The sequence below is a fragment of the Nostoc sp. FACHB-152 genome, from assembly GCF_014697475.1.
Lineage (GTDB): Bacteria > Cyanobacteriota > Cyanobacteriia > Cyanobacteriales > Nostocaceae > Nostoc_B.
In genome coordinates this window covers 26,679-49,924 of record NZ_JACJRV010000019.1, presented here as the reverse complement: position 1 = coordinate 49,924, position 23,246 = coordinate 26,679, and the positions used below count along the sequence as shown (strand labels likewise).

Annotated in this window: 13 protein-coding genes and 2 pseudogenes; 6 read left to right on the top strand and 9 right to left on the bottom strand. The window is 40.6% G+C overall.

Annotated features, from left to right (window positions below; translation table 11 throughout):
• Positions 1-13: 13 nt before the first annotated feature.
• Both H6G76_RS16175 and H6G76_RS16170 read right to left on the bottom strand, forming a co-directional pair.
• Positions 14-1,996 (bottom strand): glycosyltransferase, encoded by a 1,983-nt coding sequence (locus H6G76_RS16175; protein ID WP_190702375.1) that lies wholly within the window; start codon positions 1,994-1,996, stop codon positions 14-16.
• 215 nt (positions 1,997-2,211) lie between these two features.
• Positions 2,212-5,010: a DUF3131 domain-containing protein gene (locus H6G76_RS16170; protein ID WP_190702373.1), complete on the bottom strand. Its 2,799-nt coding sequence runs from the start codon at positions 5,008-5,010 to the stop codon at positions 2,212-2,214.
• Between the two features lie 252 nt (positions 5,011-5,262).
• On the opposite strand from H6G76_RS16170, the pseudogene H6G76_RS37705 reads away from it, so the two are divergent.
• The 4 genes and pseudogenes from H6G76_RS37705 to H6G76_RS38045 all read left to right on the top strand — a co-directional run.
• A pseudogene (locus H6G76_RS37705) lies at positions 5,263-5,367 on the top strand (XisI protein); the annotation flags it as partial.
• Between the two features lie 134 nt (positions 5,368-5,501).
• The gene (locus tag H6G76_RS16160; RefSeq protein ID WP_313934785.1) at positions 5,502-5,654 is read left to right on the top strand and encodes a hypothetical protein; all 153 of its coding nucleotides are present in this window, start codon (positions 5,502-5,504) and stop codon (positions 5,652-5,654) included.
• Entirely contained in the window at positions 5,647-6,063 is a 417-nt protein-coding gene (locus H6G76_RS16155; protein WP_190702367.1) for a retropepsin-like aspartic protease, read from the top strand. Before H6G76_RS16160 ends, H6G76_RS16155 begins: the two co-directional genes overlap by 8 nt.
• Positions 6,064-6,078: 15 nt before the next feature.
• Positions 6,079-6,309 (top strand): annotated as a pseudogene (locus H6G76_RS38045) (hypothetical protein).
• Between the two features lie 87 nt (positions 6,310-6,396).
• Here H6G76_RS38045 and H6G76_RS16145 read toward each other — a convergent pair.
• The 5 genes from H6G76_RS16145 to H6G76_RS16125 all read right to left on the bottom strand — a co-directional run bounded on the left by H6G76_RS16145 (position 6,397) and on the right by H6G76_RS16125 (position 16,673).
• Positions 6,397-6,537, bottom strand: coding sequence for a hypothetical protein (locus H6G76_RS16145; RefSeq protein WP_190702364.1), 141 nt, complete (start codon positions 6,535-6,537; stop codon positions 6,397-6,399).
• A 46-nt stretch (positions 6,538-6,583) separates the two neighbouring features.
• Complete coding sequence (locus H6G76_RS16140; protein WP_190702361.1) at positions 6,584-8,032, bottom strand: DUF3131 domain-containing protein; 1,449 nt, start codon at positions 8,030-8,032, stop codon at positions 6,584-6,586.
• A 92-nt stretch (positions 8,033-8,124) separates the two neighbouring features.
• Entirely contained in the window at positions 8,125-9,354 is a 1,230-nt protein-coding gene (locus tag H6G76_RS16135) for a hypothetical protein (RefSeq protein ID WP_242056420.1), read from the bottom strand.
• Positions 9,355-9,775: 421 nt separating this feature from the next.
• The gene (locus H6G76_RS16130; RefSeq protein WP_190702358.1) at positions 9,776-10,036 is read right to left on the bottom strand and encodes a hypothetical protein; all 261 of its coding nucleotides are present in this window, start codon (positions 10,034-10,036) and stop codon (positions 9,776-9,778) included.
• Positions 10,037-10,634: 598 nt separating this feature from the next.
• The gene (locus tag H6G76_RS16125) at positions 10,635-16,673 is read right to left on the bottom strand and encodes a calcium-binding protein (RefSeq protein WP_190702355.1); all 6,039 of its coding nucleotides are present in this window, start codon (positions 16,671-16,673) and stop codon (positions 10,635-10,637) included.
• 792 nt (positions 16,674-17,465) lie between these two features.
• Between H6G76_RS16125 and H6G76_RS16120 the strand changes: the two genes are divergently transcribed.
• A complete protein-coding gene (locus H6G76_RS16120) occupies positions 17,466-18,344 on the top strand; it encodes an isoaspartyl peptidase/L-asparaginase family protein (RefSeq protein WP_190702352.1) in 879 nt (292 codons plus the stop codon).
• A gap of 115 nt (positions 18,345-18,459) precedes the next feature.
• Positions 18,460-19,722, top strand: coding sequence for an ATP-grasp domain-containing protein (locus H6G76_RS16115; protein WP_190702349.1), 1,263 nt, complete (start codon positions 18,460-18,462; stop codon positions 19,720-19,722).
• 112 nt (positions 19,723-19,834) lie between these two features.
• Here the strand turns inward: H6G76_RS16115 and H6G76_RS16110 are convergent, their stop codons facing one another.
• Both H6G76_RS16110 and H6G76_RS16105 read right to left on the bottom strand, forming a co-directional pair.
• The gene (locus tag H6G76_RS16110; protein WP_190702346.1) at positions 19,835-20,224 is read right to left on the bottom strand and encodes a hypothetical protein; all 390 of its coding nucleotides are present in this window, start codon (positions 20,222-20,224) and stop codon (positions 19,835-19,837) included.
• Between the two features lie 848 nt (positions 20,225-21,072).
• On the bottom strand, positions 21,073-23,211 hold the full coding sequence (locus H6G76_RS16105) for a serine/threonine-protein kinase (RefSeq protein ID WP_190702343.1): 2,139 nt from the start codon (positions 23,209-23,211) through the stop codon (positions 21,073-21,075).
• Between the last annotated feature and the right edge of the window lie 35 nt (positions 23,212-23,246).

Sequence of the window (23,246 nt, the reverse complement as noted above, 5' to 3'; positions counted from 1 at the left end):
TGATGTGTTTTGATTACTCTTTTGCAGGTTGCCAAACAGAAGCTCGGATAATAGCCCACAAAAGTAGCAAATTGTAGATAGCCCATACACTATTAAGTAAGTGAACTAAAGGATTATTAAGCTGACCAATTGCAAAGCGATAAAGGCTCCAAAATATGCCTAGCAAGGTCAGGCTAAATACCAACAATTGTGGCCAAACCATGCGGAGATAAATACCAGATTGCCTCTGTTTAGGCGTAACTTGAAAATTAATTTTCTGTCCTGTAAAAACACTCCACACAGCTTGGATTAATAAAGGAAATAGTGCGATCGCATATTGTTCAGAACGCCAAACTTCACTAGCAGGTATGCCCCAGGTCGCTGCTAAAAAAGTCAAACGATTGACAATAAATGCCGGGAAAAAATGTAGGGCAAAATCAGACCCATAAGCTTTAACAGGCACAAGTTCTGTAAAGAAATAAATAATTGGACAAGCAATGAAAACAAGCGTAGCAAAACCAGAAAAATAACTATACATCGTCTGAAAATATTGCAGACGTTGCCAAAATGTTAATCCTGGTTTTGTTAAAGGATTTTCTTTAATCAGTACTTGAATAGTTCCTTGCGCCCAACGTAATCTTTGTTTTAAAGTAGAACTCAAATCATCTGGTGCTAAACCTTCAGCCAAAAGTTCATGATGATAAACTGATTTCCAGCCAGCACTATGTAAACGCATAGCTGTATTCATATCTTCTGTAATACTGTTACTAGATACGCCACCAACTAGTTGAAATTCATCTAACCGTTTTTCATCTTTACTATACTCATCAGCAAAATATTGCAATCCCACATTAATTAGTGCTTCCCGCCGGAGAACTGCATTAGTTCCTGTATAAAAAGCGGCATTCATGCCATCTTTACCTTGTTGTAGCGGCCCATAAAATAAACTTGCACGATGTCCAAAGGGATCGCCCGAAGGAATATTATAAAAATCTTGTGGTGTTTGTACAAAAGCAATACTATTTTGCTCATACTTACCACTAAAAAGATTATATGTAGAGAAATATGGCAAAACTCGCTTGAGAAACTGCGGCTTGGGGATATGATCAGCATCTAAAGTCAGAATAAATTCTCCAGCAGTTTCACCCGAAAAAATCGCATAATTTAGGTTTCCGGCTTTGGCATGATGCGGTACACCCGCAGGCTTTGGACGTGCAATATAGCGAAATCGCCCAAGGTCAACTAGTTCTAGTTCTTTTTGAGCAATTGCTGCTTCTACATTTTGTTTTTCACTATTTAGCCGTTCAGCAATACTTTGATGTTTTGGAGGTAGCCAAAGAATAAATTGTTGTAGACTCTGCACAAATATCTCAGCAGCAGTTTTATCTTGATGATTAACTAATGCAGATTCTTTCAACCATTGTTCAGCTGCTTGAGTATTCGGTCGGAGATTTTCTAATTGTTGCAGGCGTTCTACTAACAAAGAAAGTTCGGCATCAATTCTATCGGCTTCTTGCTGTAGTAATGGTGACTGCAAATCTTCAAGACATAACTTTTCTGCCATGCTTCGCATATCGGCTGAGTTACCATCATCTAGCACATAAACACGCAACTTTGTGGCAGGATAATCTATGGCTAAAGCGGCCTGAGCAGTTTTTTCAACAATTTCTGGTGGTTCGTTGTAGCAAGTAATAAATACATCTACTGTTGGCCAGTCGGTTTTGGGTAAGGCTGGTGTCAACTGGTCGAGTGATTTAATCTGTCGGACTAAAGGCCGCCACAACCCAATGACAAACATCATACCGCCGAAATAGCTATAAATTTCTGCTATCAGCAATGGAATTGAAAGCCATAGTGCATCAAAATTGATGGAATGGGTAATACGCCATTGTAAATACCAAAGACCAAAAATTAAATTTATTTCGGCTATGTAACGAAATAATAGTGTTCTTTTTTTTAGTAGTGAGCGACTGTTGCCAAAAAAATCGGCAGAATTATTAATAGATACAGAGGTCATTGTGACACCAAAAATAAAATTACTCTAAAAGACAAGAGTCAGGAATCTTCTCTTTTTTTAAATCATTAGGATTTAAACCTAGAACCTAGAACCTCTTTGCAAAGAAAGGTTGTAAATACAAGTTATTGAATTACCCCACCCTAACCCTCCCCTTTCCAAGGGGAGGGAACTATTTCCCCCCTTTACAAGGGGGGATTAAGGGGGGTAATTCAACATCATTTTGCAACTCTCAAATTTTCGCCACCAGATATCCAATAACTGCCATTACTATCAGAAACTAATCTGATTTTTGGTTTCGGAATTCTAGGTAAACCGCGACCGGAATCTCCTTGCGCTACAGCTTGCCACCAAGGAGATTTCGTTGCAGTTGGACGAATTAGAGGTTGGCAATTCATGAGTGTATACAGCAAAGATTGTAAAATCATGCTGTTAGTGCTGCCAGTAAAACCAATTGCTGTTTTCCCGGTATTTTCATAAAAGCCTTCGTAAAAACCTGTGAGTGGATTATATAAATCAGTTGTTGCTTGAAATAACTTCTGGCTATATTGATGTTCTGGCAGTAAAGCGTGATAGGCAAATGCTACGGCTGTACTTACCATGCGCCCAGATGGTACATTTTGCCCGTCATCGGCTAAAGCTTCCCAAGGTTTGCCCTGTGCAGTAATCGCGCTGTGGACTGTGTAAGGCTTGCGGTCGATTAAGGTTGTTGCTGAGGCTGTTAAGGTGTTAGTGCGTCGGTAACGTTCAGCTTGCGCTTGGAAAATTGGTTCAAAGAGCGATCGCATTTTTGGATCTAGTCCAAACTCTAAACCATAAAGTAAGAAAGGATTACTAACTGTGTATTGATTAACTTTGGAGTTAGTATCTTTTCGTTGGCGTTGAGTTGGTACTTTTACCCCCTCTACCAAGGCAGTTTGATATTCACCACCAATAGCCGAACTTTCAACATCAAATCCCCATAATTGAAAAGCCCGTGCAGCATATTCTTCATAACCCAAGCGGGTTTCGGGGTTGACGCGGGTAAGGGTGCGTCCTTGTTTATCTTTGCTGACTGTTGCACTAGAAAGAACACCATCCCGCACTACCCGCAGATATGACCAATCTAAGACAATTTGATCAACTGCTTTGGTGTATTCAGGATGATAACTTTTTAAGTTATACAGTGCTGCCAACATTCGGCCTAAATCGAGGGCTGACCATCCGTTACCTTCTAAAACTGGGTTTCCGGCATAATCAATCGGTTGAAGAGAGCGAGTATCATAACCTCTATTTGGTAATTCTCCGGCAAATAACGGCAGTTTACCTAAAGCTCCTAATAAATGGCGCGTGCGCTGGTCAAATTCTTTTGCAGAGATAATATCAAGAGATCGCGCTGCATTTAGTGCAGCTAAATAATCTCCTAATCCCCACAGAGTAGCACCTTTAAAATCGCTGCGATCGTCAATTAACCCACTCTGAGAATGATAATTTGCTTGAAAATACCGCCATGCTGCCTCTGCATAACGCCTTTCAACTACTGTTAGAGGTCGAGTTAGTTTGACGTTAGACGATGACTCTGCTGGATTCCCGACTGGTGGAATAGGTGCAATAGCCACTTCATCAACCTTTGTAGCTTCCGCAGGTTTGGAAGTCTGAGGTTTAGAAGTTGGAGGAGTTGTCGGTGTCGTCGGCGCAGTATTATTGCTGGGCGGTTTGGTTAGTGTATTAGTAGCAGCAGAAGCAACTAAAGGGCGATTTCCTCTAGCTTTGTAGTATAAAATTTCTAAAATTAGTCCGTTGGTATTGCCTGTTAAAGCTTTATTCGGCTGCTTTGATTCTTCATAAATGCCAGCATAGTAACCACCATCATCAGGACTACGAAGATCCTTAACTGCATCAAACAGTTTTTGAGCATAAGCATTATCTGGATAAAGATAACGCCAACCAAAAGCCGCTTTTGTACTCACACTCCGAAATTGGGGGTAAGGTTGGTTAGTATCGGTGATGGTTGCCCAAGCTGCGCCGTTAGCGTAAACAGTATTGTAGAGAAAATAAGGTGCTTGGTCGATATTATCTTCTGTTACCGCAGTTAACTGACCTGTCGCATCGTAACGCCGCTTCTGCACATCTAAAACTCTAGCGGCAAAATCTGCTAATTCATCTTGCAAGCCAAATTCGATGCCATCTAAGATATAAGATTCGCTAACAATGTAGTTATTTGCATTAGTGCTTTTAAAATCGCGGGTATCAACGGGAATTTTTACACCGTTAATTTCGACCATTTTATATGGTTCAAAAGCCAAAGCTTTGGGAGCAGAAAAACCCCAAAGTTGATAACCTCTAGCACCATATTCTTCGTAGCCAAGTCGTCCTTCTTGTACAAGTAATGTTTTGTTATCTGGGAGAACAGTAGCACCGTAAAGTTGTCCATCTTTGAGCGATCGCGCTACTTGCCATTTGGCTACAATTCCTTTAAGCCATTCATTATATTGCGGGTGACAACTGCGAATTACATCAAACGCCGCTAATATCCGACCCACATCTAAAGCCGACCAGCCAATTCCCCGTTCAATGGGATTGTTACCATAATCAACCATCTGTCCGGTAGCAGCGTTGTAGACTTTATTAGGTAAGGCATCTTCAAACAACTTAAGATTACCCAAAGTTGTCAAAAACTTATTGAGGCGAGCGTCAAAGTCTGCTTGGTCAGTGAGATTCAACCATCGCGCTGCATTCAACGCCATGAGATAGTTCCCCATATCCCAGAGCGTACCGGAAGGATAACCCCCAGTAGAATTAGTAAAGCCTGTTTCTGGCTGATAATTTTTGACAAAATACTGCCAAGCCCCACGCGCATAAGTTTGCTCTTCAGGGGTGAGCGGGGCAGTAATATTGTTACAACTACCAGTAGCCGCAACATGAGAATTTTCTGCCAAAGTGTGTACTGGGACATAAAACAACAATTGCAAGAATGTCCCTACTAGGAACAATGCAATCCATCTCCACAGTTTTTGTTGATGGTGCTTGTATGGCATACATAAAAAAGGAATTAGGAGCATCACAGCGCGATCGCACAGATGAGTCGAATAGCGCTAGTGAATGATATTCGGAAACAGCCTAAATATCAGGGTGAATAATACGGAAATTTTCTATACTCTTGCTTGAATCAGGACTTGTACACGTAAAAAGTTTGGTAGCAAAAAGTTATGCAAGCTAAATTTCCAGAGCAACAGGCAATAAAATTAACTTATTAGTCTACGAACCAAGTCAGGAGACAATTACGTTTAGTTGAGAATCAAATTATTATCGAGCAAGACAACTTTGAGGAGAGTTTAACTCAAGCACTAATTACTGGCGGTATCAACAAAGAGGATATTGTGAGCCATGCTTAAACAAGATAACAACAAGCGATCGCATTAACAGCTATGAGAAAATAAAGAAGTTACACGTTTTTCTTCGTCTTATGACTACAGTTGATCTGTTTTCAACTTTAAAAAATTTACCTCGCGCAGAAAAATTGAAAGTTATGCAATTTCTAATTGCAGAGTTAGCAAAAGAAGAAGAGCCAACTTTACAAGCGGGAGCAACATACTCACTTTGGTCGCCTCTCAATTCACATGAAGCGGCTCACAAACTTAGCCAACTCTTAGAATCAGATCAAACAGCGCAAAATGAATAACGCCCAGCGATTTCAATTCACAGAAGGTTTTGATACTTTTGGCGTTCCTGATGCACTTCCCCAGTTACCGCTAATTTTGACCTATCGAGGTTTATCTGTTGAGGTATCAGCACTGTTGGATACAGGCGCAAGTGTCAACGTCTTACCTTACAGTGTTGGTGTTCAGCTTGGTGCGACTTGGGAGGAGCAAACAACCTCTGTGATTCTTGCTGGTAACTTGGCTTCTGTCGAAGCAAGGGGTTTATTAGTTTCTGCCCAAATTGGCAATTTTGATCCAGTACGGTTGGTCTTTGCCTGGAGCTTATCTGATGATGCACCTTTGCTATTAGGTCGAATGAATTTTTTCTTAGAATTTGATGTATGTTTCTATCGTTCACAACTTACATTTGAAGTTTGTCCCAAAGCATAAAAGTAGCAAAAAGTTATGCAAGCTAAACCTCAAGAGCAACTGTCTCTGGCTGATGCCGAAGTAATTTTGGAACGTTTGCCCCAACGAATTCGAGAAGCTCTATTTGCTCGTGCTGCTGAAATTGAATATCCAATTGAAGCAGTAATTGAGATGGCGTTCACGTAGTGTCTCTGAAAGAGAATCGCTAGTTTCCTGGATACGGAAGCATTAGGCTTTGCAGATTGCAAACCAGGACGTGGACAGTAAAGTAGTAACTCTGTCATACGCGATTGCTCATATACATTGCAGGAATTGCAAAACCAGACATTGCAGTTGCCAATTAGCGATCGCTGCTTAGACAAGATGACAACAAGCGATCGCTGTTTTCACGATATTTAAGCCCCTCTCCGCGTCAGAGCGAAAAGTTGAGCCAGTGCGTTGGACGGGTTTCCCGGCTCCCTCACTGGCGTTGCGCGTCCGGGTGTCCCGGCGCAAAACTTTTCAAGACAGAGGGGTTGGGGTGAGGTTCGTTGAATTTACATTAATTCTTCACACCTGCCCAAACAGTAAGCGGTTTGCCAACTTGTTTATAAAGTAAACTCTCTAAAATCACACCATTATTATTAGCCGTCAGAGCTTTATTTGGCTGATGCAGAGATTCATATAAGCCGTTGTACCAACCTTTGTCTGATTTCAAGTTATTGAAGACTGTATCAGCGAGAGTACGGGTGTAATCAGTGTTATAAAGTACGTGCCAGCCGATCGCAGCTTTAGCACTAAGAAAACGTAAATCATTATGCTGTTCTTGAGTATCGGTAATTGTTGCCCAGGCTTTGCCGTTAACAAACAAGCTGTTATATACAAAATAAGGCGCACGATCTAAGTTATCTTCTGTGAGGGCAGTTAATTCTTGTGTGGCTTGATAACGTGCTTCTTGAGCAGCTAAAATTCTATCTGCATAAGCTTTAGGTAATGCCTGAAACCCAGTTTCTATCCCATCAAGAATGTAAGGTTCACTGAGGACGTAGTTATTTGCACCTGAGTTACTAGCGTCACGGCGATCATATGGTATCCCTTGACCATAAAGATTAACAAAGGCGGTATTAGACTTATAATCTAAAGCTTGCTTGACATCTAATCCCCACAGTTTCAAACCGTAGGCGGCATAGTTTTCATAACCCAAGCGACCTTCTTGGTTATATTGTTCTTTATTTTTAACAACCGCAGTACCGTACATTTGTCCGTTTTTCGTGAGTCGCTTAACTTGCCAATGCTTCCAGACAGCTTGCACAGGCGATCGCATTTCTGGATATTTGGCTTCAATAATCTTCAGCCAAATTGCCATTCGTCCTAAATCAATCGCTGACCAACCAATTTCTTCTTTTTTCTCTAATTGCCCATAATTAACAGGGATAAGAGTTTTGGCGTTGTAGACTTTGTTGGGCAATTCGCCTTTGTATAAAGGCAATGATGCTAGAGTCTGCAACATCTTGATCATCTTCGCCTCAAATTGGTCGGCGGGAATGATATTGAGTTCTCTCGCACTCACCAAAGCGGCGCAAGCAGCTGCTTGATCCCACATAGTTACAGCTGCAAAGCCATCAACAGAATTTACTAAGCCAGTGTTATCGTTCCAATTATTTTGGAAATATAACCAAGCCTGACGCGCCGCCGCCATATCTGCTGCGTTTAATTTTTGGACTCCAGGCGTAGTAAAAGGTGTTTTACCTATTAGTTCACTGGGAGTAATTGCTGTTCCTTGTAAAACTAAAGAATCAGCATCCAACTTTGCTACTTTTTGCGCTTGTGCTTCTAAGTTTACCGTAGGGGGAACAGGTTTAGATGTCGAAATTGCAGGTGTTTGTGTATTTTGAGCAAGACGACTAGACCAAAAATTTAAAAGAGCGATCGCAACTATTGCAGTGACCACCCCCCCAACAGAAGCCAGTGCGGACAAGCCTTTTGGTGGCGGTTTAAAATCAGAACTCATGCTGTAAAAGCCTTATTTTGTAAGTCATTTTTGCTTTCAAAGCCTTAACAGATTCATTCTTCCCAGCATTGCAATCTAACTAACGGTGAGACTTAAAATTTGACCCGCAACTGTCCTGTCAAAGAGTCACCACCAAAAGCACTACCCCCTGTGTCTTGATTCCGCACATTACTAAAGCTATAGCCCAAGTCAGCCTCTATTTTGGGCGACACTTTAGCTGTACAGCGAGTTTGATAGGTGCTGGCGTTATCAAATTCACCATTAAGTCGCTGCTGTCCTAAATTTGCAGATAGGCGACAGTGCAAGAACTTGGCAATATCTCCTTCCCAAGCCACTTCAGCGTTGTATACCAAAAAATCTGGCGGCGAAAAATAGCCATTTCTGGATTCTACATTGCGATCGTAACTCCAATTAAACAAGTTAGCCGCCACAGAAAATTGCCCAAACTTGCGTTCTAGCCTGCTAAAAGATTGAATTTCCGAATTACCATCGTTGTAGTTACCCAAGCGCAATGACGAGAACAAACTAGTATATCGATCAATCTGCCAATATAAATCAGGCCCAAACCGCCAAGCAGTAATTTGATTATCTAAAGTTCGGGCATTAAATTTATAGGGACTTTGGTCTAAATTTGCTGATATGGTTACGCCTGAAAGTAATCTTCCGGAAGCAGAAATCTTTGGCGGAACAATTGGGGCTTCAACTTTAGCATGGAAATTTATAGCTGTGGGTAAACGGTTGAAAACATCAACTCCTGCTGCCGTTTGCCAGGTTACTTGTCCAATTTTTCCTTCCCAACCAATTTGCACAGGAATATTAGTAACTGAATCTACACCTCGCTGTTCAAACAAGTTTAAACCTGTCCTCAGAAGAATTTTATCCCCATGAGGCGATCGCCACTGAAATGTTGGTTCAATGAACAAATTGTGTTGTCCGAAGTTATCCGTATCATTACGAAAATCAGTTTGAATATTTTCTAAAACGGCAAACGGCTTAATTGGTTCAGTAGAAGTTGCTGGTGGTCTAGGAGTTTGTAGAGGTTTAGGTAATGGTGGCGGTACTCGCAAGCCAGGATTAAAATTTTCAGGTGCAGCAATTAAAAAATGTCTTTGCTTTAATCGAGAGGATAGTTCTTTCGAGTCATGGTCATTGACTTGAATAATTTCTAGGTCAAACTGTTCTAAATTCTTTACAGAAATTACTGGGGTTTTTAATTCCAAAAAAAAATTTTCGCTTGTATGAGCTTGAGCAGTTTGTAAATTAGTGGCTAAGAATGTCCAAATGCTAACGCTCCAAACCATGAGAGTTTGAATCTGCTTCATATGAATGCTGTAGTATTAAGACTAATAAGTTTATGCACTACAGAAGTTTGGCATAAGTTCCTAAAATCAGCCCACATTGAGAAAGATTGATTATTTCAGATGTCATCCTCTTACCTATGAATGCAGAGAGAGCAGCAGGGGAGGCAGCGCGTTGTGGGAGTTCCCCCCGTTGTAGCGACTGCCGTGAGCAGAGGGGGAAAAAGATTCTTCGCAATATCTTTGATGGTTAATGGTTGAATAATTTAATTTCTGGAAGTCTGTTACAACAAATAATTAAAAATAATTTTTTTACTAGCAATTATATAAAAAATTTATTAATCCAAATAGAAAATAGGCAATAGGGTAATTCCTATTACCTATTAGAAGTATTCATTTTTTGACTCACAAGCAAAAACTAACTTCTATATTTAATTGTTACTCATCAATCACAGAAAGCATCGACTCTGATATCTCTTAAAATTTCCGAAACTTGCCACCCAGAATTGGCAATAGATAAAACTACAGGATTGTCGCGTACTGGAATATAGTTAGCTTCTATAGCTTCTACTATATTGAATACTGGTTTTTCTTCGACTGGAATTTCTTGGCTCTCAAGCTCATCTATTGACAGATTTTCTTCTTCTATCTCTTTTATCTTTTTGAGGACTAATTTTTCAGCTTTCTTGATTAGTCGTATATCCATGATGTTTTGTTAAGGTTTAAAGGGGGACAGAGAAATAAGTAAACAGGGGTAAATTCTTGGATAGTTCAAGAACTTTTTCAAGAATCTTGAGCCAAATCCGCAAAAAAGTTTTATGAAGTCGATTGTTGAAAAAATTACCTCGGAAAATCTAGGATACATCAAAATTGATTTAAAATATGCGGATGGAAATGAAAAATTTATTCGCTTCCATACAAAAAATTAAAACAAGCGCATCCGTTTAGGCTTCTTGAAGCCTGTTATGTCATACATGATTTGCACATTCATAATGCAAGGTAGCAGAAAAGCAAATTTTGCCGCTTCCGCACAGATAGATGCAAGCCCATCATGATTAATCATCTGAACATATATAAATAGGTGTTTGTCAACATCTCAGAGAGTTAAGTAATAAAAAGCACAATAATATATATTACACTAAGGTAAGCGATCGCCAGAACTTTTTCACTGGCATAAGTATGCATTACTACTGAGGAAACAAGGAGTAATGATTTTGATTACTCCTTGTTTAATCTTTCAGACTTGCTAGCCAAAAACAGATGGATTAGTAACGAATAGAATTCGCAACTATAAAAACAAAGAGTTAAAAAATAAAATTAGCAGCACTTAAGTTAGTAGCAGTGACATTGTTCAAAGTCACCAGTGTACCAAAACTTTCTGAATTACCCGCAGCACCATCAACATCAATTTGAACTATGGTATTGGTACCTGACTGAAGCCATCGTAAGTAACCATCAGCGATCGCATTAGCACCACCAAAATAGCCTGAATCTTTCAACAGTTCTGTCAGTACAATATCATCCACACTGGTATTAAAGTCGGTAATTGTATCGCCACCTTCAATAAATTCAAAGTAAACAAAGCCGTCACTACCAGTACCACCAGTTAAAATGTCATTACCCAATCCGCCAACTAAGTAGTCAAGATCAGCACCACCATTTAAGCTATCGTTACCATAACCACCATATAAGGTGTCACTACCACTGCCAGCATTTAGAGTGTCGTTGTCAAAACCGCCATCGAGTTTATCATCACCTGCACCACTAGTAATCGAGTCATTACCACTGTTAGCGTCAATTGAGACAACTGCCGCAGTCACGTTAATAATGTCGTTACCATTACCAGTAGACAATACTAGACTTTCAATATTTTGAAATCTTGTACCGTCAGAAACGCTGCCATTAATGGCACTAGTGTAAGAAACATTTAAGTTAGTTGTGGCATAGGAAATATCCAAATTCAGCAAGTCTACACCAGCATCACCATTAATATTCTCTACACCACCACCACCATATATAGTGTCGTTACCAGCACCACTATTGAGAGTATCGTTACCTAAACCACCATAAAGTTCGTCATTACCAGCACCAGTGGTAATAGAGTCATTACCATAACCACCATGTATCTCTGCAACTGCCGCAGTCACTGTGATACTATCGCTAGCACTACCCGCTTCTATTTCTAGGCTTTCAATATTGCTAAACTGTGTGCCAGTGTTAACTGTGCCATTAGCCGCACTGGTATATGTGACAGTCAGAGGAATAATGTAAGTAGACAAATCTAATTTCAGGTAGTCAGAACCAGCACCACCATTGATAATATTTGCGCCGACTCCTTCATAAATAAAATCATTGCCAGCACCAGCATTGATAGTGTCGTTACCCTCACCACCATCAATAGTGTCATTGCCAGCACCAGTGGTAATAGAGTCATTACCATAACCACCATTTACATCTGCAACCGCCGCCGCAGCCACATTGATAGTATCACTGGCAATACCTGTCTTCAGAGTCAGATCTTGAATTCTTTTTAAGGTAGTGCCATTAGAAACAGTACCATTGTTGACATCTGTGTAAGTGACAGTCAACGGAACAATGTAATTAGACAAATCTAAAGTTAGATAGTTGTAACCCTCACCGCCATCAATACTATCTACTCCTGCACTACTATTAATCGTGTCGTTACCAGCACCAGCATTAATAGTGTCGTTGCCATCACCGCCATCAATGTTATCATTGCCGGCACCAGTGGTAATCGAATCATTACCGTAACCACCATTAACAGAAGTCACTGCCGCAGTCACATTGATAATATCACTAGCACTACCTGTGGTCAGACTCAGACTCTCAATATTACTAAACTGTGTACCAGTGTTAACTGTGCCATTAGCCGCACTAGTGTAAGTAACAGTCAACGAAACAATGTAATCAGACAGATCTAAACTCAAGAAGTCAGAACCAGCACCACCATTGATAATATTTGCGCCTACCCCTTCATAAATTGAGTCATTGCCAGCACCAGCATTGATGGTGTCGTTTCCTTGACCGCCATAAACTGTATCATTACTTGCACCTGTAGTAATGGAATCGTTGCCGTAACCGCCCTCAATGTAAGCAAGCGCAGCAGTAACATTGATAACATCACTACCAATACCTGTAGTCAATCTGAGACTTTCAATGTTTTGAAAACTTGCGCCATTGTTTACGGTGCCATTGGTTGCAGTCGTGTAAGTCACACTAAGGGCATTGAGATAAGTAGACAGATCTAAATTTAGGTAGTCATAGCCAGCACCACCATTAATGATATTAGCTCCCACATTCTCATAAATTAAGTCATTACCAGCACCAGCATTGATAGTGTCGTTACCAGCATCGCCGTAGAGCGTATCATCACCTGCACCTGCGGTAATAGAATCATTACCGTAACCACCATGTATCTCTGCAACTGCCGTAGTTACGGTGATAGTGTCGCTGGCAAGACCTGCATCTATATATAAGCGTTCAATTTCTCTAAAAGTAGTGCCAGTAGAAACTGTGCCATTTGTGGCAGTGGTATAGTTGAGAGTGATGGAAGTAATATAACTAGACAAATCTAAGTCTAGGTAGTCATAACCAGCACCACCGTTAATAACGTTGGCTCCTACACCATCATAGATAAAGTCATTACCAGCACCACCGTTAATCGTATCATTACCGAAGCCTTGCGATATACTGCCGCCATAGATGATATCGTTACCTGCACCTGTGGTAATTGAATCGTTACCGTAACCACCACGAATTTCTGCAACGGCGGCAGTCACTGTGATAGTATCGCTAGCACTACCAGCCTCTAGTGTGAGACTCTCAATTGCTTTAAAAGTGGTGCCAGTGGAAACTGTACCATTTGTATTGTTAGTGTAAATAACTGTGAGCGGGACAATGTAATTAGCAAAATCTAAAGTTAGTTGGTCATAGCCGGAACCACCATCAATGGTGTCTACTCCCGAACCATCAACAATCCTGTCATTGCCAGCACCCGCATTCAAGATATCATTACCATCTCCACCAGAAAGATAGTCTCTGCCAGCCCTAGCATTGAGAGTATCATTGCCATAACCCCCATAAAGCGCGTCATCTCCAAATCCGCTATTTAGCAGGTCGTTACCATCATCTCCTGCTAAATAATCATCGCCAATGCCAGTAGTGATGGTATCATTGCCTACGCCGCCATCAACGTTGGCGAAATAAGCCGCAGTTACATTAATATTGTCGTTGCCAATACCTGTTGTGAGATATAAACGGTCAACTCCCCGAAATGTTGTGCCACTAGATACTGTGCCATTAGTAATGTCAGTATAGCTAACTGTTAAATTAGCAGTAGCAGAGGAGATGTCTAAATCCAAACGGTCATCACCTGTGCCAGCAGAAACTGTATCTATTCCTAGTCCCAAAATAGAAATAGAGTCATTGCCAGCCCCACTAGTCAAAGTATCACTACCAGCCCCAGCATCTAGGTAGTCATTACCGCCACCAGTGGTAATCGTATCATTACCGTCATAGGTAACAACAGAAGCTTTAATAGCTGCACTGAGGTTAATGGTATCGTTGCCGGCATCGGTTCTAATATCGAAAATCTCGATATTTTTAAATGTTGTGCCAAAATTGGTTTCTGATGTAGTGCTGGTATAAGTGATAGCAATGTTACTGGTAAGAGAGTAAAGCTTAATATCCCAGGTGTCATTACCTTGTCCGCCATCAATGAGGTCTACTCCTGGGCCATAAAGCAGATTACTATATTCAATCTCGTCATCGCCATTACCACCATTAACAGTGTCATTACCTGCACCGCCAGTTAGAACATCGTTACCAGCACCAGCGTTGAGGCTGTCATTACCATCACCGCCATTCAAGCGATCGCCACCATTGCCTGTAATAATAGAATCATTGCCACCATTGCCATCAATGTCAGCATTACCTAATGCAGTAACATTAATTGTGTCATTGCCACTACCACTGTCTAGGTTGAGACTTTCGATATTTTTAAAGGTAGAGCCATTGGAGACTGTACCATTTGCCGAGTTAGTGTAAGTGAAAGTTAAATTGCTAGTGGCATCAGAAACATCCCAAGTCAGGTAGTCAAAGCCTTGCCCACCGTCAATTGTTTCGATGCCTAAACTGCCATCACTTGCATATATACTGTCACTACCGTCACCTGCATTTAAAACATCATTGCCACCATCACCATAAAGCGTATCGTTACCAGCACCAGAGTTAATTGTGTCATTACCACTATTGGGATAAAGAATACTACCAATGACATCGTGACCATTACCTGTGGTAATTGAATCATTGCCGCCATTGCTATAAACAGTGGCGTTACCCAAGGCTGTCACATTAATTATGTCGTTGCCGCTACCAGTGTATAGGGTTAGACTCTCGATATTTCTAAAGGTAGTGCCGTTAGAAACTGTGCCATTAGTTGAGTTTGTGTAAGTAACAGTTAAATTACCAGTGGCAGCAGAATTATTCAATCTGAGATAGTCAAAACCTTGGCCACCATCGATTCTTTCCACTCCGACACTGCCAGTGTAAAGACTAGCTTCAATATAGTCATCGCCATCGCCACCATTGAGAACATCATCACCGATACCACCAATCAGGCTATCATTACCAGCACCAGCGTTGAGAGTATCATTACCCACACCACCATCCAGGCTATCCCTACCATTGCCTGTAGTGATTGAGTCATTACCAGCGTTACTATAAATTTCTGCTCTACCTAAAGCAGTAACATTGATAATATTGTTGCCGCTACCCGTAGATAATTTTAGACTTTCAATATTTTTAAAAGTAGAGCCGTTAGAAACTACGCCATTTGTTGATGTAGTATAAGTAACATTTACATTACCAATTAGATCAGCTATATCCCAATTAAGATAGTCAAAACCTTGTCCACCATCGATGGTTTCGATACCTGCACTACCTTTATTACCGTAAATAGTGTCATCTCCATCACCAGCATTGAGAACATCGTTCCCGGCACCATCATCTAAAATATCGTTCCCAGCACCAGCATTGAGAGTATCATTACCATCACCGCCATCAAGGTTATCGATACTATTACCTGTGGTAATAGAGTCGTTACCACTGTTGCCTTCTATTTCGGCATTACCCACAGCAGTAACATTAATGGAGTCATTGCCACTACCAGTTGCTAGTTCTAAACTTTCAATATTTCTAAAGGTAGTGCCGTTAGAAACTGTGCCATTAGTTGAGTTTGTGTAAGTAACAGTTAAGTTGCTAGTAGCAGCAGAATTATTTAATCTTAAGTAGTCAAATCCTTGCCCACCGTCGATGCTTTCGACTCCCACACTGCCAGAGTAATCGCTGGCATAAATGCTATCATCGCCATCACCAGCATTCAAGATGTCATTTCCCACACCACCATCTAGAATATCGTTGCCAGCACCAGCGTTGATGGTATCATTGCCAGCACCACCGTAAAGTTTATCTATACTACTTGCTGTGGTAATTGAATCATTACCATCATTTCCATAAATTTCGGCATTACCTAACGCAGTGGCATTAATTGTATCGTTGCCACTACCGACTTTTAATCTCAGGCTTTCGATATTTTTAAAGGTAGAACCGTAGGAAACTGTGCCGTTTGCTGAATTTGTGTAAGTAACAGTTACATTACCCGTAACATCAGCTATATCCCAATCGAGGTAGTCAAACCCTTGTCCACCATCGAAAGATTCGATGCCAGCACTGCCTTGAGTGCCTTGAATGGTGTCATCGCCATCACCAGCATTCAGGATGTCATTACCTGCACCATCATTCAGAGTGTCATTACCTGCACCAGCATTGAGGGTATCATTACCATCGCCTCCAAAGAGATTATCTACACTATTGGCTGTGGTAATTGAATCATTACCTTCATTCCCATAAATGTAGGAATTTCCTACAGCAGTAACATTAATTGTGTCGTTGCCACTACCAGTTTCTAGCGATAGGCTTTCAATACTTTTAAATGTTGTGCCATTGGAAACTGTTCCATTTGTTGGGTTGATATAGGTGACAGTTAAATTACCAATAGCAGCAGAATTATCCAATCTCAGATAGTCAAAACCGTTACCACCATCAATGGTTTCTACATTGACGCTGCCTAAGTAATCACTGGCTGTAATTGAGTCATCTCCATTACCACCGTTGAGGGTGTCGTTGCCACTATCACCATAAATATAATCGTCACCATCCCCACCATTAACGGAGTCGTTACCGCTATAAGCAGTAATAGAGTCATCGACAACTGTACCTGTAATTGTGTCATTACCGAATGTACCATCAATAAAATTTACCATCGATTGTTTTCCTTGCTAGATTTACGTTGCACAAAGTGTGAGCAATCAGGCTTTTACTAATGCCAATGCTCTAAGTAAGTACCTCAACGAGGTATAGATAGCTGCTGACTTTATGAAGTGGTAGGGTATCTTTGCGATCGCTTGTTTCTTATCACCTCTAGATTTCCTTGATAAATAGCTCTAATGTATTAGCTCAATTAATTTACAATTAGCTGTTATTAAAAATCAACTTAAATGCAATAGTTTAAATATTTTTATCCAACCGTATTTCGCTGAATTATAATAATAAATTAGTTATTTTAAATAGCCAAATTTGATAATTATATATTGAAAGAAAATATGGCTTAAAGAAATATATAGTTTATTTATTTAATAATTATTTTTTAAGTGACTAATAGCTTGATTTTAGCTAATTATTAGCTGATAAAAATATAAATAAAATTCTAAAAATTATCTACAAAAAAAGATTTATTAGTTTTTGAAGTCAGCTTTCTCTTAAAAAGAGATAATGCTTTTTTTTATATCTGATTCAACAATCAATTAGCTATTTATTCTGATGGTTATAGCTTGGTTTTATCACTAACCTTGGCTCACAGATTACCATCGCTCGTAACACTCACAGCCTTAAGTTGTAACATTAGTTCCTTCCTGCTGAAGTGCAGACATCCGCCATATGATAGTGAAACCAAGTAATGTGCGGTTGTTAACATAACTACTAAGTAATTGGCTTATAAGCCTACTGGGGAAAACACACAGGCGTAATTACACAACTACAAGATCCTGAGCAAATTTATGGCGTTAAGTATTATTGTTCATGGTGGAGCAAAAACCATCTCAGAAGATAAAGTTGCAGCCAACCATGCAGGCTGTACAGCAGCAGTAGAAGCTGGTTGGGCAGTTCTAATCAGTGGAGGTACAGTTTCAGAAGCTGTTGAGGCTGCTATTCGTGTTCTGGAAGCTGATCAGACATTTAACGCTGGTTTTAGGGCAACTCTCAACAGCGAGGGAGAGATAGAACTAGATGCGGCTATTATGGAAGGCTCTTTAAGTTGGGGAGCAGTCGCAGCCGTTCAAGGCGTGCGTCATCCCATCTCGGTAGCACGAATGATTATGGATGACAAACCTAGACTGCTAGTGGCGCGAGGTGGAGAACAATTCGCCGCCGATTTCGGGGCTGAGATGTGCAGGAAAGAAGACTTGGTAGCCGAAGAACAGCGCGAACAGTGGCAGGAAGATATGGAAATTTGCGATCGCCCTAATACTGTAGGCTGTGTAGCGTTGGATTCTAGTGGCTTTTTAGCGGCTGGTACTTCAACTGGCGGGACTACTAAACAGCAAACTGGTCGCGTCGGGGATAGTGCAGTGCTTGGTTCTGGCTTATACGCTGACGGTAAAATTGGTGCTTGCTCAACAACCGGTGATGGCGAGTCAATTATGCCAGTAATTTTGGCTAAAACGGCGATTGACTTCTTGGCTGGAGATAGACACCCAGACGAAGCCGCCCAAATGGCAATTGATACATTGGTATCCAAAGTGAAAGGTGAAGCGGGGTGCATTCTCTTAGATCCTCAAGGAAGAGTTGGCTGGGCGTATAACTCATCACATATGGCTTGTGCATATATGACCGAATGGCAAGACAAGGTGGCTTTCTTGACGCAAAAATCACTCTGAAGAAATATGAGTATCAAACAAAAGTGTTCCTTTAATTAATAGCGGATGGTAGTTCAGATGTTGTTAGCTAACAAGTGACAGAAAATATAAGGCGATCGCTATACTCTAACTAAATATGAACTCAGCACATAATTTTAAATACTTACAAGGCAATTCTTTATCTGATTTATTTGCTCAAGATATATCGGATGGGCGTTATGGATTCATCCTCAATTATCCGGCAACTGCTAGTTGGGCGGCTTACCCCAATCGCAAAAAATACTTCATTCAAGATGGTAGTAGTGAAGCTACTAAAACCTCGTTTGATAAAATTTGTCAGAAAGAACCTTGGAAAAATCTGGCTGTGTTAGGCGAAGCTATCCCCGGAATTGTAATTATTGAACCCTCAAAGTCGCTGGTGAGTTATTGGCAAGAGCATTTTGGTTTTAATTACTCTAATAGAGTCAAGATGGATTGTTCGACTTATCTAGATGACCTCAGCCAAAGCAATGACTTTGACAAACTCATATCTCTATTTCCTTTTGATCACCTCAAAGCTGAAAAACACGCTATTGATTCAGACACTCATTACCGATTACTCAGCAAAGCAACTCTATCCTTCCTCGGCGTGCAATGTCCAAAATACGAGACTTACAATCTGCATAAGGTTAGTCTCGAAGATATTCAGCTACCCCAATTTCCCTATTTAATTAAAACCTCTCACGGGCTTTCAGGAGAAGGCACATATATTATCAAAAGTCAGAGCGATTTGAACTATTGCTTAGAAGAAATCAGAAAATATCTTGAGATTAAATTGCTAGATACGATTATTGTTTCTGAGTTCGTCAAGAATGAGGTGCAGAATTACTGCGTACAGTTCTATGTTAGTAAAACAGGAGAAATTACGCTGATTGGGACTACCAGCCAACTTGTCACCCCAGAAGGTAACTATTTAGGCGGACTGATTGACTATAGCAAAACCGACATGAGCAAATTTTATGACATGATTGCTGCTATTGGTCAGTATGCTCATAAACAAGGATATTTTGGTGTGATTGGCTTTGACGTATTGGAAGATAAAGACGGACAATATTATGCGATCGATGCTAATTTCCGCGTCAACGGCTCAACTCCGCTTTGCTTGCAACGTCACACCTTACTCAGACTAGGAAAAGCAGTAGCTAAATATTCCAGTGACTACCATATGGAAGGGACATTAGACTCAATTCTTATAACTTTAAAAGCAGAATTAGAGCGTAAGGACTTGATTATTCTATCCGCTCTAGAGAGAGTAAAATACGGAAAAATTTATACCGAAATTTATGGGATAGTTGCTGGCGAAACGATTGAAGAAATGCAACATATCGAACAGCAGTTACACAATAAGGGTTTGCAGTAAGGATAAATATAGGACATAGAGGTGCAATGTGTTGCACCTCTATTGCAATTATTCAATTGATGCTTCGCGCGCTTATCAATAACCAACGAACACGCGTTTAATTTACAATTTTTTAGAAACTTTTTCGCACTAGCACTGAAATTATCCTTGGTTTACCAAAAGGACAATCTCCAGCCGTTCCACTGATTAAGAGTTCAACTGGATAGCCACGCCAGAACGCCTCTTTTAAAATATCCTGATAAAGTTTACGTCCTGGGTCGTTTATACTCGTTACATAGCCAGCATTGAAAACTGGGCAGGCCGCAGGATTAATCAAGGGTGCAGTAATTTGAACAGATACAGTGTCTGCCGCCCAGCCAGCCTCTAAGGCAGTTATCCTGCCTGAAGATGTTCTCGCGGGGTCAGCTGACCATGCAGATTGAGTAACACCAAGTGCGATCGCCATGATCGAAAATACAAGTGGTTTACGCGCACGTAAAAGATTTATATGCATATTATTCATCTTCATGTTGCTCCTCATAAATATATTTGGGTGAGTTTGTGTTAGAGAAGAAACTACTTGCTACCATAGTTTCAGTTTTAGCTATGTTATTTACAGAATGTGATTTAAAACTTTACACTGAATTCTACTAACAATCGCACTTAAGTAGGCTTTTTTACTAATAAATCCATTATGCCGATATAGGATTATCCAGTTTCTGTAGGCATTTTGTAAATTTAATTTTGCCTGTATTAGATTTTTAGTATGGCTAAATTGTAGGTAAATTTTAATTCATAAACCAGCTATTCCAAAAGTAATAATATTTTAATATTTAGTATTATTTTTTAAAAAATAATCTTGCTTCTCACCTGAGAACTACGTAGATATATAGGACTCATATTTGATTTTTGAAAAAAATCAGTACATTTCTCTCTGCTTTCTTTCCTATTGCCTGACTACACAAGGATGTTCAGTAATCAAACCGGATTCCTATAGTAGTTCTCTATCTTATGAGGTATAGCCTACTTTATAACTCCTAAGTCCCTTTTAATACTAAGGCATCTATAACCTACGAAAGTTTAAGTTGATTCGTTTGGACACTCTTTACTTACCGTCCGGCTGATTTTGGTTGGTTTTTTGGGGTTGGTTAATAAGCTAAACTTACCTTTGATCAAAAGGAATCAGCTTTTGAACTTTTCTCCAAAAACCGTATCACAAGCTACTAATTTTTGATGTTTGCACAAGTTTTCGGTCTACTGAATATAGGAATCTGGTTTGATTACTGGCAAGAGGAAAGAAGGCAGATAGAAATATACTGATTTTTTTCATAAATCAAATATGAGCCTATATACAATACCCAAAACTTGAGCTTACTGTGATGTTTCTGTTGCAGTTGGCGTAGGAGTAGGCGTAGGTGTCTCGGTAGAGGTGGGTGTTGGTGTTGGACTGGATGTTTCTGTAGGGGTGGGTGTGGGTGTTGGTGTTTCGACAGGGGCGGGGCTTGTGGCTGCGATGGTGAGTTGATAATCTACTGATGTTGATGCTGTAGAAGCGATCGCAAATTCATAAAATCCATTTTCTGGTAATTGGGCTGATAAAGTGCGCTTTGCTGAGTCTTCTAAAAATCTAACTTTGCCAGAAGGAGAATAAACTGATAACAAGACTTTAGAATTGGCTTTGAGATTCAATTCCAATGTTTGACCTTGAGCAAGTTCAGCAATAAAAACTTTGCCGCCACCGGGTTTAAGACTACCGCTAACGGTTTTGTTTGTAGCTGCTGGGTCAAAAGTAACCTTGCCAAAAGCACTACCAGCGAGGATAGCACTAACTTTATCGCTGACAAACCCATACCAAACTTGTCCGATGGGTTCATCTAAAAATTCTCTACCGCGCTGTTCGGGAAAGACATTATAGAAGGCTGCATCACCTAAATCATATAAAGCGCGACTACCAACGTTAACTTGATTAACTTCAACTTTCCAGCGATCACGATTGGATGCACTATAATTTCCTAGTTGCTGACGTGCTTTAGCACTTAGAACTGAAAGCTTATCTAATAATTCATCAGCAGTTTTATCCCATGCAGCTCGCAAACTTTCATCCTCTGGCTTATCGCTGAGGGTGCGTCCTCGCAAACTAGGATTTCTCTGCCAAAAAATTTGATTTACTAAGTTGACATAAAAGGTTTCATTAATCCCCAATTGTTGACGGCGAGCGCTTAATTTTTCTTTACGTTGCCGTTCTTCTGGTGAATATTGCGCTGAAGAATCAACAGGTTGGGTAACACTGGGGGTAGGTGTAGAGTCTCCCTCACCAATATTATTTCTAGTAATTCCCCACCACGTTACTCCTACAGCACCAACTAAGGCTAGTGCTGCAAAAAAGGTTTTGGTTGGTGTCCACCAGCTAGTAGGTTGAGGAATGGGTGCGGGATATGGCGAGTTGCGCTGAGGTGAAGGTGGTGCGGAGGGAGAAGGCGATACAGCAAAAGTCGCCGATGTTTGCGGAGGTTCTATCGGTGGTTGAGTTGGGGGATAGTGGACAGGGGAAGGTGAAGGATTAAGTGCTTGTAAAACTTGGCTGGCTGATTGGTAGCGATCGCTCGGTCTAGAGGCTAACATTTTATCTAATACTTGCCCCAATATTGGACTAAGGCTTACTTCCTGTCGCCACTTCCAAGTCAGAGTGTAATTATCTAATAATTCTTGTGGTTGTTTGCCTGTGAGCAACACTAAGATTGTTACCCCTAAAGCATATATATCACTATGGGGAGACACCGCACCACTCTGCATCTGTTCTGGCGGTGCAAAACCGATTTTTCCTAGTAAGGTGGGGGCGGGTGGCGGTGCTACTGCCCCTGGTTGGTAATATTGAGAAGCTACAGTTGCAACTACTTGTTTGACACCACCAAAGTCAATTAATACTGGCAGTTGGTCAGAGGCGCGTAAAATTAAATTATCTGGCGAAATATCTCGATGAATCACACCCATCGAGTGAATGTATTCTAAAACTGGCAAGATTTGCTGCAACAGTTGGCGTACTTCTGTTTCTGTAAACCTTAAACCCTGTTGCTTGCGATTATTTAATAAAGAATTATATGTCTGCCCCTCCACATAATCCTGCACTAAGAAAAGATATTCCTTACCTTGCAGGTTCATGCGAAATAATTCCCGAAACCGGGGAATTTGGGGATGTTGTAATTTATAGAGGACGCTGGCTTCTCTCTCAAACAGTTCTTCAGCTTTTTCTAAAACGTAAGCCGTTTGAACTTGGGGAGAGAATTCTTTTAAAACACAAAGTTCGCGGAAACGGTTAATATCTTCGGCTAAATAAGTACGTCCAAATCCACCTTGACCGATTTGACGCACAATTACATAGCGATCGCCTAAAGTTAAACCAGGTTGAATACCATAACTTACAGGTAAATCCTGCAAATTCTCACCACACTGGAGACAAAACCGACTACCTGGGGGATTCTCATGCCCTTTAGAACAATAAAATTTAGTCATTTGTGATTGGCTTTTCTCCCCCTGCTCCCCTGCTC